We start from the raw sequence: 14,480 nt of genomic DNA on the forward strand, positions 1-14,480 counted from the left end.
TTAAAGAGTGCATGCTCTTTAGTGTGGCTGTGTTGCATGTTGCTTTAATCTTAAGGGAATTGTTTTATCATAGACAAGGAGTTTTTATGGGCGGTTTTTCAGTGGGAATGTTGAAAGATTATGTGGACATATTTGTTTTTGCGGTGCTTGGCGTGGCCAGTTTTTTAGCCTTGTGGTTTGTGATTGAAAGGGTTATTTTTTATTCTAAAGTCAATTTGAAAGCTTATGATGATATAGATGCCTTGAATTTGGATTTAACCAAGAATCTAACCATTCTCTATGTGATTTTTTCTAACGCGCCTTATGTGGGCTTATTGGGGACGGTTTTAGGGATCATGGTGATTTTCTATGACATGGGCATGAGCGGCGGGATGGACGCTAAAACGATCATGGTAGGTTTGTCTTTAGCTTTAAAAGCGACCGCTCTAGGGCTTGCTGTGGCGATTCCCACTTTGATCGCTTATAATAGCTTGTTGAGAAAGTCCGATGTGTTGAGTGAAAAATTCAGGATCATGAAAAAATGAAAAGCATCAGAAGAGGCGATGGGCTGAATGTTGTCCCTTTCATTGATATTATGCTCGTTTTGCTGGCGATTGTGTTAAGCATTTCTACTTTTATCGCGCAAGGTAAGATTAAAGTCAGTCTCCCTAACGCTAAAAATGCGGAAAAATCCCAGCCAAACGATCAAAAAGTGGTGGTCATCTCCGTAGATGAGCATGACAATATTTTCGTAGATGACAAACCGACGAATTTAGAAGCTTTGAGCGCTGTAGTCAAACAAACAGACCCTAAAACCCTTATAGACTTAAAAAGCGACAAAAGCTCTCGTTTTGAAACTTTTATCAGCATTATGGATATTTTAAAAGAGCATAATCATGAAAATTTCTCCATCTCCACAGAAGCTCAGTAAAGTTTCAACGAGTGTCAGCTTTTTAATCTCTTTTGCCCTATACGCTATAGGGTTTGGCTATTTTTTACTGCGTGAAGACGCCCCAGAGCCTTTAGCGCAAGCCGGGACCACTAAGGTTACCATGAGTTTAGCCAGCATTAACACCAATTCTAAAGTGAAGACGAATGCCGAATCCGCTAAACCCAAAGAAGAGCCTAAAGAAGAGCCAAAAAAAGAAGAACCCAAGAAAGAGGTAACAAAGCCTAAGCCAAAACCCAAGCCTAAGCCTAAACCCAAGCCTAAGCCTAAACCCAAACCTGAGCCAAAACCCAAACCTAAGCCTGAGCCAAAAGTTGAAGAACCTAAGAAAGAAGAGCCTAAAGAAGAGCCCAAAAAAGAAGAAGCTAAAGAGGAAGCTAAAGAAAAGAACGCTCCTAAACAAGTAACGACTAAAGATATAGTCAAAGAAAAAGACAAGCAAGAAGAATCCAACAAAACCTCTGAGGGTGCAACTTCTGAAGCTCAAGCTTATAACCCAGGGGTGAGCAACGAATTTTTAATGAAGATCCAAACCGCTATTTCTTCTAAAAACCGCTACCCTAAAATGGCGCAGATTAGGGGCATTGAGGGCGAAGTGTTAGTGAGCTTTGTGATCAATCCTGATGGGAGCGTTACGGACATTAAAGTCGTCAAAAGCAACACGACTGATATTTTAAACCATGCGGCTTTAGAGGCCATTAAAAGCGCGGCGCACTTGTTCCCTAAACCAGAAGAAACCGTGCATCTAAAAATCCCTATCGCTTATAGCTTGAAAGAAGACTAACTAGTCTTTCTTTTAAGGGCGGTTTTAAGCCTTAAAAGTTAGGCCAAAACCCCTATTTTTCGCAATTTACAAAAAAAAAAAAACAAAATCTCTAAAATTTAGAGCTAAAATTAGCCATAAAATTCCATTTATTGCTTATAATATGGAGTTTCTTTGTATCAAAGAAAAATCTAATAAAAGGAGAAAACATGAAAAAATCTCTCTTACTCTCTCTTTCTCTCATGGCTTCATTATCAAGGGCTGAAGACGACGGATTTTATATGAGTGTGGGCTATCAGATCGGTGAAGCGGTCCAACAAGTGAAAAACACTGGAGCATTGCAAAACCTTGCGGACAAATACGATAATTTGAGCAACCTTTTAAACCAATACAATTACTTAAATTCCTTAGTCAATCTAGCCAGCACACCGAGTGCAATCACGGGTGCGATTGATAATTTAAGCTCAAGCGCGATTAACCTCACTAGCGCTACCACCACTTCCCCCGCCTATCAAGCTGTGGCTTTAGCGCTCAATGCCGCTGTGGGCATGTGGCAAGTCATAGCCTTTGGGATCAGTTGCGGCCCTGGCCCCAATCTTGGCCCAGAACATTTAGAAAATGGGGGCGTTCGATCGTTTGACAACACGCCAAACTACAGCTACAACACCGGTAGCGGAACGACCACTACCACTTGTAATGGAGCTAGTAATGTAGGACCCAATGGCATTCTGTCTAGCAGTGAATACCAAGTTCTCAATACCGCTTATCAAACTATCCAAACCGCTTTAAACCAAAACCAAGGAGGCGGGATGCCTGCCTTGAATAGCTCCAAAAATATGGTAGTCAATATCAATCAAACTTTCACAAGAAACCCTACAACAGAATACACTTACCCCGATGGGAATGGCAATTATTATTCAGGCGGTTCATCAATCCCAATCCAGCTAAAGATTAGCAGTGTCAATGACGCTGAAAACCTTTTGCAACAAGCCGCTACTATCATCAATGTCCTTACCACCCAAAACCCGCATGTGAATGGTGGCGGTGGGGCATGGGGTTTTGGCGGCAAAACCGGGAATGTGATGGATATTTTTGGCGATAGCTTTAACGCAATTAATGAGATGATCAAAAACGCTCAAACAGCCCTAGCAAAAACCCAACAGCTTAACGCTAATGAAAACGCCCAAATCACGCAACCCAACAATTTCAACCCCTACACTTCTAAAGACACGCAGTTCGCTCAAGAAATGCTCAACAGAGCTAACGCTCAAGCAGAGATTTTAAATTTAGCCCAACAAGTTGCGGACAATTTCCACAGCATTCAAGGGCCTATTCAAGGGGATTTAGAAGAATGTAAAGCAGGATCGGCTGGCGTGATCACTAATAACACTTGGGGTTCAGGTTGCGCGTTTGTGAAAGAGACTCTCAATTCCTTAGAGCAACACACCGCTTATTATGGCAATCAGGTCAATCAGGATAGGGCTTTATCTCAAACCATTTTGAATTTTAAAGAAGCCCTTAACACCCTGAATAAAGACTCTACAGCGATTAATAATGGTATCTCTCACTTGCCTAACGCCAAGTCTCTTCAAAACATGACGCATTCCACTCAAAACCCTAATTCCCCAGAAGGTTTGCTCACTTATTCTTTGGATACCAACAAATACAACCAGCTCCAAACCATCACGCAAGAATTAGGCAAAAACCCCTTTAGGCGCATCGGCGTGATTGACTATCAAAACAATAACGGCGCAATGAACGGGATCGGCGTGCAAGTGGGCTACAAGCAATTCTTTGGCAAAAAAAGGAATTGGGGGTTAAGGTATTATGGTTTCTTTGATTATAACCATGCTTATATCAAATCTAATTTTTTTAACTCCGCTTCTGATGTTTGGACTTATGGGGTGGGTATGGATGCGCTTTATAACTTCATCAACGATAAAAACACCAACTTTTTAGGCAAGAATAACAAGCTTTCCGTGGGGCTTTTTGGAGGCTTTGCACTAGCTGGGACTTCGTGGCTTAATTCCCAACAAGTGAATTTGACCATGATGAATGGCATTTATAACGCTAATGTCAGCACTTCTAATTTCCAATTTTTGTTTGATTTAGGCTTGAGAATGAATCTCGCTAGGCCGAAGAAAAAAGACAGCGATCATGCCGCTCAGCATGGCATGGAATTGGGCGTGAAAATCCCCACCATTAACACGGATTATTACTCTTTCATGGGGGCTGAACTCAAATACAGAAGGCTCTATAGCGTGTATCTCAATTATGTGTTTGCTTACTAGGTGGCACAAATCCTCTTTTTAAGGGGGTTTCATTGCGAAATGCCCCTATGCGCTTATGAGTTTTGATTAAAATTTGGTTGTTCATAAAAGCATGAAAGCCTTTTACAAATAACTCCTTTAATTTTGTTTTTAAAAAACGCTTTTTAATTTTTTTTCATTTTTTTTCTTATGAAAATGTTCAAGCATTCTATGAGCAAGGCAAAACCAATACCCGCATACAAATAATTTTTATCAACATGCAAATGCAAGCCTTCCAAAAACAAAAACACACCCACAACGAGCAAAAACACAAAGGCTAAAGTTTTGATGCGATAATGCCTTTCAATAAAATCGCCAACGATTTTGGAAAAAAACATCATCACGATTACAGATAAAATGATAGCAAGCGCCATGACTTCTAGGTGTTTAGCGATCCCAATAGCCGTGATCACGGAGTCTAAAGAAAAGACAATGTCTAAAAACATGATTTCTATTAAAGTGATGGAAAAGCCAAACGCTTTTTCTTGGTGTTTTTCTTTAGGGTAGATCTGCTCTTTTAATTCCACTAACGCTTTAAAAGCCAAAAACGCCCCCCCTACAAGCAGCACCACATCACGCCATGAAAAGCTCATGCCCGCTATAGTGAATAAAGGCTTTTGCAAATGGCTGATAAAAAACAAGCTCCCTAAAAGCCCTATGCGAGCGATCATCGCTAAGCCCAAGCCTAAAATCATGGCTTTATTTTGCTGGTGTTTGGGGAGTTTATAGACCATCACCGTGATAAAAATGATATTGTCAATCCCTAGAACGATCTCTAAAAGCGTGAGCGTAGCCAAGGAGACTATGCCATGCGGTGTAGAAAGAGCGTCTAAGAGTGAGGATAAAAATTCCATAAAAGGCTACAACCAGCCTTTCTTTTTAAAATAGAGCACAGGCAAAATCGTAGAAATCGCCATGACAATCAGCGCGAAAAGATACCCGTATTGCCATTCTAACTCCGGCATGAATTTAAAATTCATGCCATAAATCGTGCCAATCAATGTGGGGGGCATCATCGCCATAGTCGCCACAGTGAAGAGTTTGATGATTTTATTTTGCTCCACATTGACTTGAGAAGCGAACAGGTTTTGAATGTTATCAAGCGAGTTGAGATTGACCGTTGTAGACTCCACCAAAGAGCTAAAATCGGTTAAAATGATATTTAAATTATTTTTAGTATCGCTATCCACTTTATTGCTCCTTAATAAAGCGGTAATAATGCGCCGTTTGTCAAAAAAAGAATCCCTTAAAGCCACATTAAATTCTTGCAAATTGGACAAGCGCACTAAAATATCATCATGCGTAGAAGTTTCTTTGAAAATGATGTTTTTGCGCAACAGGCTCGTTTGTTTGTTGATCCACTCTAGGCATTCCACGCCTTTTTCAAAATACACTTCAAAGATTTTGGTCAGAATATCAAACCCGTCTTCAAATTTTTTAGGGCTAGCCAAAACCTTTTTTTGGATAGAATCAAAGATTTCTAAAGTCCCATAATAGATCGTGAAAAGAATGTTATTAGACAAAATAAAGGTCGCCATTTCCGTGTGGAAAGTCTCATTTTCATCCTGATTAGTGAAAAAAGCGTTGATCGTAACGCTGGAGCTGTCTTCCCAATATTTGGTAACTGATGAGACTCGTTGGGAATGATCCGTGTTGTAGTGGATGGCGTATTCTTGGCTTAGAGTGGCCAATTCATTGGGCGTAGGGTTGATTAATTCAAACCATAAAACTTCATTTTCCTCTATATCAAAACCATTAAAATCATTAAAGCGTTTTTTAATGACAAATTTTTGCTGTTTGAAAAACACGTTCACCATAAGCGATCCTTAGAGTTAATGGCGTTTATCCAAAACCTCAAAACAAGGTAAAATTTTGCCCTCTAATAATTCCAAACTCGCTCCCCCACCGGTAGAAATGAAACTCATGTTATCCTTTTCGCCCGCACGGTTGATCGCATCAATGGTATCGCCCCCACCAATGAGCGAGAAAGCGTAAGTGTCAGCGATCTTATGGGCTAAAAAGGTTGTGCCTCTGGCAAATTCTTGCTTTTCATGCACGCCTAAGGGACCATTCCATAGGATCGTGGGTGCACTCTCTATGACTTCAGAAAATAATTTCACGCTCGCAGGCCCTATATCAGCGATCTTGTGTTTAGGCTCAATGTCTTGGACGGGTGAAATTTTGATGTGTTTGGGGTTAAGAATGTCATCAGTGGTTACAGCGTCTATAGGTAAATAGACTTTGACTTTTTTTTCTTTCGCGCTTTTTAATAATTCTAGGGCGTCTATTATCAAAGCGTCTTCTACAGAAGAATCTTGCACATCATAGCCTAAGGCTTTTAAGAAAGTGTTGCTCATCGCCCCGGCAATGATGAGCTTGTCAATGAGATCTAAAATGTTTTTTAATAAGGTGAGTTTGGAGCTGACCTTAGCCCCCCCCACAATCAACAATAAAGGGCGTAAAGGGTGGTTAAACGCCTGATAAAACGAATCAATTTCTTTTTTGAGTAAAAACCCGCTCACTTTAACAGGGGCGAATCGCGCCGTGCCATAAGTGCTGGCATGCTTTCTGTGGCTCGTGCCAAAAGCGTCATTCACAAACACATCGCACAAGCTCGCTAAATCTTTAGCCAGATTTTCATCATTTTCTTCTTCGCCTTTTAAAAAGCGGATGTTTTCTAAAAGAAAAATCCTTGTGGGCGCGTTTTCGTTTAGGGCTTGCTTGAGTTGCGCGATATTTTGAGAAAAAACCACTTCATGATTTAAGAGTCTTTCAAGGCGTTTTAAAAAGGGTTTCAAGCTCAATTTTTCTTCAACCCCTTTAGGGCGGCCCAAGTGGCTCACTAAAATAATATCTTTAGCCTTATTGTCAATACAATATTGGATGGTGGGCAAGCTCTCTCTAATGCGCGTGTCATCGGTAATATTCAAATTTTCATCTAAAGGCACGTTAAAATCCACTCTAATAAGCACCCTTTTATGGCTCACTTCCACTTCTTGAATGTTTTTAACGTTTTGCATAAACGACATTTTAGCTAACATGAAAAATCCTTTCTTTTAATTTTGTGCTATATATTGTGCCATGTCTATCAAGCGCTCGCTATAACCCATCTCATTATCATACCATGCCAATACTTTAGCATTTTTTTCGCCTATTGTCATGATTTGATCATCAATCACGATCGCGCTAAAAGGCGAAGAAATAAAATCGCTTGAAACAAGCCTTTCTTCATCAATGCTCACAATCCCTTTAAAGGCATGCTTACAAGCGTCTTTAAGCGCATGCCGAACGCTCGCTTTACTCACAACTTTTTTAAAGCTTAAGGACAAATCCACCAAGCTCACATTAGGGGTAGGCACTCTAATCGCAAGGCCTGTAACTTTAGGACCTAAATGCGGTAAGACTAGCGAAATGGCTTTGCTCACGCCGGTGCTTGTGGGGATAAGGTTTAAACCAGCCGCTCTAGCGCGGCGGATGTCTTTGTGCTTGGTGTCTAAAAGGTTTTGATCGTTAGTGTAGCTGTGAATGGTGGTTAAAAGCGCGTTTTCTACTTTAAAGGCTTCATCTAAGATTTTTAATAAAGGAGCGGTAGCGTTAGTCGTGCAAGAGGCGTTAGAAATCACGCTTTCGTTATGGTAATGGGTGTGATTCACCCCATAGACAAAGGTGGGTGTATTTTGCGCGGGAGCGGAAATGATGACTTTTTTCACGCTGTTTTTAAGATGAGCACTTGAAGCTTCTAGGGAATTGAATTTCCCGGTGCATTCTATGATGATTTCTGCGTTAGTGACAGAAAAATCAAGCTTGTTAATGTCTCGCTCGCTCAACACTAAAATATTTTTACTATGCCCGATATTTAGGGTTCTATTGGCGTTTAATTTGGCTTCAAAATGCCCATGCACGCTGTCATGACGGATCAAATGCAAAAGAGTTTCTAATTCAGCGGTGGAATTGATGGCTACGATTTCTACATCTTTTCTTTGACTAGCGACTCTTATAGCGCACAAACCGATGCGCCCGGTCCCATTGATAGCGATTTTAATTGGCATGTTTTCCCTTTATTTAAAAATCACCATTCTATCACAAATGCTCTTAAATAAAGGCATTCTTAAGGGGTTCTGCCTCATTAAGCATCAATCACAAACTGAAATCAAAATCCTTATGATAAACCTCTCGGTAAGCTTTTTGAACGCTTGTAAAAACCCCACTCCCTAAAAACCCCCTAGATAGTGGGCTAGGGTGAGGGGCTGTGATGATGATATGCTTATTAGGGGGAATTAGTGCGATCTTTTTTTGGGCGACTTTCCCTAGTAACACCACGATTAAAGGGGCGTTCGTTTCAAAAAGGCGCATCAATATTTGATCGCTAAAAGCTTCCCAGCCAATATATTTGTGCGAAGCGGCCTTATTTTTTTCCACGCTTAAAATGGCGTTCAATAACAGCATACCCCTTTTAGCCCACGCGCTCAAATCCCCACAACAAGGCACAGGCACGCCTAAATTCGCATGCAATTCTTTAAAAATATTTTTTAAGCTTGGGGGGATGGGGGCGTTTTTTTCCACGCTAAAGCTTAAGCCCATCGCCACCGGCAATTCTCGCTCATTTTCTAGGTAGGTGGAATGGTAGGGGTCTTGCCCTAAAAGGATGATTTTAACCGCACAAGGGGGCGTTAGATTGAGTGCATAAAACAGATTAGAGCTTTTAGGGAAAATGGTTTTAGGGCTTTTTAGGGCTTCTAGGTAGCGTTTTTCTATTTCTAAAAAATAAGGCTTTTTAAATTCGCTTTGCAAAAACTCCCGCCAAGCCAAACTCAAAGGAGCGTAGTCAAAAAGCTTCATGCGTTTAATTCATGGTAGTGTTTTAAATACTCTTTTTGCATGCGTTCTTGTAATTCTTCATACCAGGTGGGCGAGTTAAAATCAGGCGTATAGCTTTCTAGCATGACTAAACGGGTGCACGCTTTATAGGCTTCTAGAGGCTTGGAATTAAAGATTTTAATGGAATTGATTAACACCATGGGTTGGATTTTGAGCTGGAATTTTTCGGCGATGATTTTAGCCCCTTGCTTGAAAGGGAGGAATTTTTCTCCTCCTTTGCCTCTAGTGCCTTCAGGGAAAATCACTAAAGGGCGGTTTTGGTCTAACTTTTCTTTACACGCTTTCAAAAGGCTCACAATCCCCTTTTTATCCTCTCTGTCAATTAAAATCATTCCGGTATCCGTTAAGGCATGCCCATAAAAGGGGATTTCACCCAGCTCTTTTTTAGCGATCCAGCAAATATTACTAGGGTGGTAGGCTTCTAAATAAATAATGTCTAGTAAGCTTTGGTGGTTTAAGACAATGAGTTTAGCGTCCGTATCAAAAGCGCCTATTTTTTCTAAATTAACCCCAGTAAGGGAAAAAAAGCACGAACAAGCCCTACGGCTGGAGCGGGCGTTATTGTTTTTGCGGTTAAAGTAATTGAAAACAATGATAACGGCTAAGCCTATAGCGATCACTAAAGCTCTATAAATCGCTCTTAAACGATTGGACTTTTTATTTGACTTCATCTTTTTTGACCCATCCTATTTGTTCATGCGGCGTTAGGATTTTATAATAATCATCATGCGAACCTAAGATTTTAATCGGCATTTCATCTTTAGAAAGCCCTAAAATGGTGGAATTTTGCGTGGGCAGAATGCGGATTTTTTTATGAGCGAGCAATAGGGCTGATTTTTGCGTGAATAAAAGGTGATACAAAACAAACCCTAAGCACAAAATCCCAAGCCCTAAAAAAATGAGTTTGCGCCCAAAAATGAAGAACAACACCAAGAAAAACACGCACAGAGCGAGCAGCGCCACGTTAGAAAAGACTAAAAAATTGTTTTTAGGAATAAGATCGCTTTGAATACCGGTAGTGTCTTGAGTGGGAATGGTTGAAAAAGATAAGGTCTTAAATTGCCTATTAGAAAGCGAAAAATAATCAAAAGAAAGGTTTTGAAGGGTTTTAGGCAACACGCAATAATAAAAAACGCTCCCTTCTTTAGCCTTGATCTGGTTTAAAGAAGCGTTATCAAACCCTTGCTTGATCGCTTCTTTGATGTGAAAATCTTCCCAAGTGGCTTCTTTGAACGCTAATTCCATCACCAAAATATTGTTTTTATCGTCATAATCTTTGGTTTTGTATTGCACAACTTGTAAATCTTTAGCCATGACATTCGCATAACGAGGGTTTTTGGACAAATCCGTTACCTGCAAGGCAACTTTTGGGGCTATGGAATGATCGATGTATTTGTCTTTATTGGAAAACGCGCTCACTTCTAAAGGCGGGATACTCGCTCTTATGCCCTTAATCTTGTAATAATAAGTCGCTCTGAAAAGCTCTTTTTCCACCTTTTTCCATTTAGGCATTTTGTTTAAAAGCTCAATTTGGGTTTTATCCAACCCGTCTTTGATTTTGGCTTCCAAAAACTCAGCGTCAAACAGCAATAAATCATAAGTTACGCCTATAATTTGACCGATATAAACCGGGGTGTTTTCTAAATCTTCTAATTGGGGGATTTTCACATAAACCACTTTAGCCTTGATTTCTTCTGGATCAGAAGTGTTCTCGGCAACCAAAAAGCTTACCAAAAGGCTTAAAATCAAGCTAACGATTGTGATGGTTTTCATTGAAAACGCATGAAAATTAAAACATGGTTTTATCATTCTTCAAATAAAAACCCCATGAGTTTTTATTTCTTCTTAGGCGCTTTTTCATCCATTTTCTCATCCACGATAGACCAGGTTTTCAAGCTGTCAATAGCGGTTTTTAGCTGAATATCATCATTGATCATTTTAGGAGTAACCTCTTTTTCCTCTTCATTTTTCTTGTCTTTATCAGCTTCTTTGGAATTAGGGGTTTTGTCATCAAGTTTTTTAAGCTCTTGCTCTAAATGGTGTTTTAGATCCGCTTCTTTCAAGCTAAATTTATTTTCATTTTCTGGCGCTTTACCCGGATAAATCACAATATCAGGCGTGATCCCCTTAGCTTGAATGGTGCGCCCGCTCGGCAAATAATAGCGTGCGGTTGTGATTTTAATGGCTTCGTCTTTATTGACAGGGAGCAGCACTTGCACGCTTCCCTTACCAAAGGTTTTTTCACCGATAATGATGGCTCGTTTGTGATCTTGCAGTGCTCCTGCTACGATCTCGCTCGCGCTCGCTGAACCGCCATTGACTAACACCGCGATAGGCAAATTGGTATAAGGGGCTCTGCCGTTAGCCTTGTATTCTAAATTTTCTTCTTTGTTTTTGCCTTTTTGAGAGACTAAAACCCCCTCTTTAATGAAGAGGTTAGACAAGCCTACCGCCTGGTTTAATAGCCCTCCAGGATTGCCTCTTAAATCCAACACGATCCCTTTAGCCTTAGGGTTAGCTTTTAAGCCTTCTAAAACCGATTTGGTAACATTCTTGTCAAAACCACTCACTCTCACATACAGATAAGGGGTTTTTTCAATCTTTTTCACATAGACAGAGGGGAGCTTAATGATGTCTCTAACAATGTTAAACACCAAGGGTTTTGGCTCGTTTTTTCTCACAATGGTGATCTGAATAGGGGTCTTTGGCTTGCCACGCATGAGGTTGATCGCATCATCAATGCTCATGCTCAGCGTGCTTTCGTTATTGATTTTTAAAATGTTATCGCCTGATTTAACCCCAGCCTTGTAAGCTGGAGTGCCTTCTAAAGGCGCAATAACGGTCAAAACGCCATCGCGCATGCCCACCGTGATCCCAAGCCCCCCAAATTCGCCCTCGGTTTGGGCTTGAAATTCCTTAAACTTCTTTTCGTTCAAATACGCTGAATGCGCGTCCAAATTAGAGAGCAAGCCTTCAATCGCTTTAGTCATGATCTCAGAAATGGTGATTTTATCCACATACTTTTTTTCAATTTCTGAAACCACATTAGAGAAACGACTGAACGCTTCCACCCTTTTAGCCGCTAATTCTTGCGGATCTTCTTTAACCGGCTTGACCGGCTTTTTTTCCTTAACTTCACCACCATGCAAACTCACAGCAAGAGAAATCGCTAACAACCCTTTAAAAAGTCGTTTTGTCATTGTTAATAGCACCACCCATTTTTGAGATTAGAAAGAATCACCTTTAAGGTTTTATTCAATTTTTTGCGTTTATTCTATCTAAAATTTAGATAACATGCCCACTCATTCACTCATTTTGAGCCTAAACGATACAACAAAAACGCGTAACTCCCCGATCCATTCACATGCAAATCGCAAAGCATGCTCGTTACAAAAACATTAGAAATGGGGCTTACTTTAGAGTCTCTATCGCAAAGACAATAACTTTTGTGCTAACTTTGACGCTAATTGCTGATAAATCGTTTTATTCTGTTGTCTAAAATGCTCTACTAACATTTTTAAAACTTTTTGTTCTGGGAATAAGATTAACACAAGATTGAAAATTCCATCATTATCCAAAAGCTTTCTATAAACGCTTGGCGCTAGATCTTTGATTTCTTTAAAGCTCTCTAAAGGATTTTCATCAAAGTTCAAACTGGGTAAATCGGGTAAAATTTCACGCCATCGCGCTAAATGGGTTAAAATCTCATCCCAAACTTGCAAGATATTAAGATTTTCAAACAACTCCTTACCATAACACAAACTCAAAGGCACGCCATAATCAGCGGATAATTTTTGCAATTCTTCTTTATAATAATTTTGATTTTTATTCAAACTCTCATCTATAAAATAAAAATAGCCTTGAATGTTTTAAATTTTCAATTAAAAAATGTTTTTACATGTAAAAAATCATCATGCATATGAGCAATAGGGTTATGATAAATATCTAAAATAGCAGTGTAGCTTTTAATCTTATAGCGTTCTTTTATTCTCTTGTATGGTTCTTTTTCTAACTTTTTAAAAGCTTTTTGCAAATCTTTTTCTTTTAGCAAAATATAGAAATCAAGATTAAACTCCAATAATTGTAAGGTGCGTTGCAAAGCTGGTTCTAGTGTGCTTATGCTATCCACAATTTCAATAGCTCTTTTAGGAAAAATAAAACCTTTAGGATTAAACCAAAGCACATCAATTTTTTTACTTGTATCTAAAATTTCTTTATAAGTAAAATTAGGAATAGTGCGTAAGGTTGTCAAATCTGATAAAAGCACATTATTATAACTAGCCTTTGGATCAGCACTATAAGTGTCTAATTTTAAAAAGTTACCCATTTCTACGCAAACACCTTCCATAAAAGAATGCATGCGAATGGGGTTTTCTTGAATTTCTTTTAGCTCTTCTTCTTGATAGTCTAAAAGGGCATACAATGACAACCCTACTTTTTTAAAATTTTTATGATTTCTAATCTCTCTGTATAATACCCCTCTAAGCCCAGCCTCCCATTCTTTAGTGGCTCTAATACTGGGATAGTATTTTTCAATTTGGTTATACAGGATAGTCCAAGAAACAATCCCTTTATTATCCTCCATAACTTTTTTAATTGCATCAACTTTTGTCATTTATCTTTTGCCTTTTTTTGCCTTTGGTTTTTTGTTTTCAATCTCCACAATTTGAGAGCGTCCAATCCCCAAAGCTTCTGCAATGCTTACAAAAAATAACCCTTGCTCTCTTAGTTCTTCTGCTTGTTGATCGGTTTTTTTAATGTTAATTTTTAAAAATATGGTATCCATTTATCTTTTCCTTAATCTTTTTAGCGTACCAAATAAGCGTTTCATGGGCGTTGCATAGTCTCTTGCCAGCAAAATTAGGCACCGGATTGCTCTTATGCCAAATAATATCGTTGAGTATCCAAAACCCTAAATTTTGCAAATGAAAACCAATTCTAAAAATATTTTGAAAACTCCCTATCACACAAATACTGCCATTATCTTTTAAAATCCTTTGGCACTCTTTTAGCCAACCCAAACAAAAGGTATCGTATTCTTCAAAAGAGCCAAATTTATCCCAATGATCCTCAACGCCTTGAAATTTTGTGCCTTCAAAACGCTTCAATTCCCCCTCTGTTTGCATAAAATAAGGGGGGTCAGCAAAGATAAAATCAACGCTTTTATTAGGAAAATCTTTTAATTTTTCTAAGCAATCCCCCTCTATGATAGTGTTTAAGTTTTCTTTTAAAAAATCCATGATTAACTAACCTTTTATATCTGCTACTCTGGCCATTTTAACACAAGCGTTTTAAGGCCATCTTAATGTTTGATCTCTAGCTTTGTTCTCATCAAGCGATAGAAGCTATCTGTCTCCACCTATATTAAACGATACAACAAAAACGCGTAACTCCCCGATCCATTCACATGCAAATCGCAAAGCATGTTCGTTACAAAAACATTAGAAATGGGGCTTACTTTAGAGCCTCTATCGCAAATGAGAGCGAGATTAGGTAATACAGAATAAAGGGAAGGCTGATCCTCCGCCTCTGCGATAGATATTGTTGTCGCTTGCTTCTTTGCTGATGAATGCGGCATCAAAGTCAAAATCTCCGATGGCTT

At 39.3% G+C, this 14,480-nt stretch carries 15 protein-coding genes and 3 pseudogenes; 4 read left to right on the forward strand and 14 right to left on the reverse strand.

The features are described from left to right. Positions 1 to 86: 86 nt before the first annotated feature. From exbB to sabA, 4 genes are all read left to right on the forward strand, one after another. Positions 87 to 524, forward strand: coding sequence for a TonB-system energizer ExbB (gene exbB / locus HPB14_RS06405; RefSeq protein WP_001901659.1), 438 nt, complete (start codon positions 87 to 89; stop codon positions 522 to 524). Next, positions 521 to 910: a TonB system transport protein ExbD gene (gene exbD / locus HPB14_RS06410; protein WP_000836354.1), complete on the forward strand. Its 390-nt coding sequence runs from the start codon at positions 521 to 523 to the stop codon at positions 908 to 910. The genes exbB and exbD overlap by 4 nt, the downstream gene beginning before the upstream one ends. Further along, a complete protein-coding gene (locus HPB14_RS06415) occupies positions 876 to 1,712 on the forward strand; it encodes an energy transducer TonB family protein (protein WP_000703712.1) in 837 nt (278 codons plus the stop codon). The genes exbD and HPB14_RS06415 overlap by 35 nt, the downstream gene beginning before the upstream one ends. Positions 1,713 to 1,900: 188 nt before the next feature. Next, positions 1,901 to 3,982 (forward strand): Hop family adhesin SabA/HopD, encoded by a 2,082-nt coding sequence (sabA, locus tag HPB14_RS06420; RefSeq protein ID WP_000749317.1) that lies wholly within the window; start codon positions 1,901 to 1,903, stop codon positions 3,980 to 3,982. A 143-nt stretch (positions 3,983 to 4,125) separates the two neighbouring features. Here sabA and HPB14_RS06425 read toward each other — a convergent pair whose 3' ends face one another. From HPB14_RS06425 to HPB14_RS08305, 14 genes and pseudogenes are all read right to left on the reverse strand, one after another. Next, positions 4,126 to 4,854: a TerC family protein gene (locus HPB14_RS06425; RefSeq protein WP_000395204.1), complete on the reverse strand. Its 729-nt coding sequence runs from the start codon at positions 4,852 to 4,854 to the stop codon at positions 4,126 to 4,128. A gap of 6 nt (positions 4,855 to 4,860) precedes the next feature. Further along, a complete protein-coding gene (corA, locus tag HPB14_RS06430; protein WP_000248511.1) occupies positions 4,861 to 5,817 on the reverse strand; it encodes a magnesium/cobalt transporter CorA in 957 nt (318 codons plus the stop codon). Between the two features lie 15 nt (positions 5,818 to 5,832). Next, complete coding sequence (locus tag HPB14_RS06435; RefSeq protein WP_000880055.1) at positions 5,833 to 7,041, reverse strand: phosphoglycerate kinase; 1,209 nt, start codon at positions 7,039 to 7,041, stop codon at positions 5,833 to 5,835. A gap of 15 nt (positions 7,042 to 7,056) precedes the next feature. Beyond that, positions 7,057 to 8,049: a type I glyceraldehyde-3-phosphate dehydrogenase gene (gap, locus tag HPB14_RS06440; RefSeq protein ID WP_001121855.1), complete on the reverse strand. Its 993-nt coding sequence runs from the start codon at positions 8,047 to 8,049 to the stop codon at positions 7,057 to 7,059. 88 nt (positions 8,050 to 8,137) lie between these two features. Further along, entirely contained in the window at positions 8,138 to 8,839 is a 702-nt protein-coding gene (ung, locus tag HPB14_RS06445; RefSeq protein ID WP_000764875.1) for a uracil-DNA glycosylase, read from the reverse strand. Beyond that, positions 8,836 to 9,549: a 1-acyl-sn-glycerol-3-phosphate acyltransferase gene (locus HPB14_RS06450; RefSeq protein ID WP_000841275.1), complete on the reverse strand. Its 714-nt coding sequence runs from the start codon at positions 9,547 to 9,549 to the stop codon at positions 8,836 to 8,838. The genes ung and HPB14_RS06450 overlap by 4 nt, the downstream gene beginning before the upstream one ends. Further along, positions 9,536 to 10,651, reverse strand: a complete 1,116-nt coding sequence (locus HPB14_RS06455) for an SH3 domain-containing protein (RefSeq protein WP_014658523.1) — start codon at positions 10,649 to 10,651, stop codon at positions 9,536 to 9,538. Before HPB14_RS06455 ends, HPB14_RS06450 begins: the two co-directional genes overlap by 14 nt. A 62-nt stretch (positions 10,652 to 10,713) precedes the next feature. Continuing rightward, complete coding sequence (locus HPB14_RS06460) at positions 10,714 to 12,078, reverse strand: S41 family peptidase (RefSeq protein ID WP_014658524.1); 1,365 nt, start codon at positions 12,076 to 12,078, stop codon at positions 10,714 to 10,716. Between the two features lie 110 nt (positions 12,079 to 12,188). Beyond that, positions 12,189 to 12,314 (reverse strand): annotated as a pseudogene (locus HPB14_RS08475) (DNA methyltransferase); the annotation flags it as partial. Further along, a pseudogene (locus HPB14_RS06465) lies at positions 12,304 to 12,747 on the reverse strand (HpyAIV family type II restriction enzyme); the annotation flags it as partial. The pseudogenes HPB14_RS06465 and HPB14_RS08475, both read right to left, overlap by 11 nt. Before the next feature lie 8 nt (positions 12,748 to 12,755). Next, complete coding sequence (locus HPB14_RS06470; protein ID WP_000169632.1) at positions 12,756 to 13,493, reverse strand: hypothetical protein; 738 nt, start codon at positions 13,491 to 13,493, stop codon at positions 12,756 to 12,758. After that, positions 13,494 to 13,664: a hypothetical protein gene (locus HPB14_RS08300; RefSeq protein ID WP_001892495.1), complete on the reverse strand. Its 171-nt coding sequence runs from the start codon at positions 13,662 to 13,664 to the stop codon at positions 13,494 to 13,496. It abuts the gene before it with no gap. Between the two features lies 1 nt (position 13,665). Beyond that, positions 13,666 to 14,118: pseudogene (locus tag HPB14_RS06475) on the reverse strand (DNA-methyltransferase); the annotation flags it as partial. A gap of 119 nt (positions 14,119 to 14,237) precedes the next feature. Continuing rightward, positions 14,238 to 14,456 (reverse strand): DNA methyltransferase, encoded by a 219-nt coding sequence (locus HPB14_RS08305; RefSeq protein WP_229018058.1) that lies wholly within the window; start codon positions 14,454 to 14,456, stop codon positions 14,238 to 14,240. Positions 14,457 to 14,480: the final 24 nt, after the last annotated feature.

Source organism: Helicobacter pylori HUP-B14 (genome assembly GCF_000259235.1).
GTDB classification, from domain to species: domain Bacteria; phylum Campylobacterota; class Campylobacteria; order Campylobacterales; family Helicobacteraceae; genus Helicobacter; species Helicobacter pylori_CU.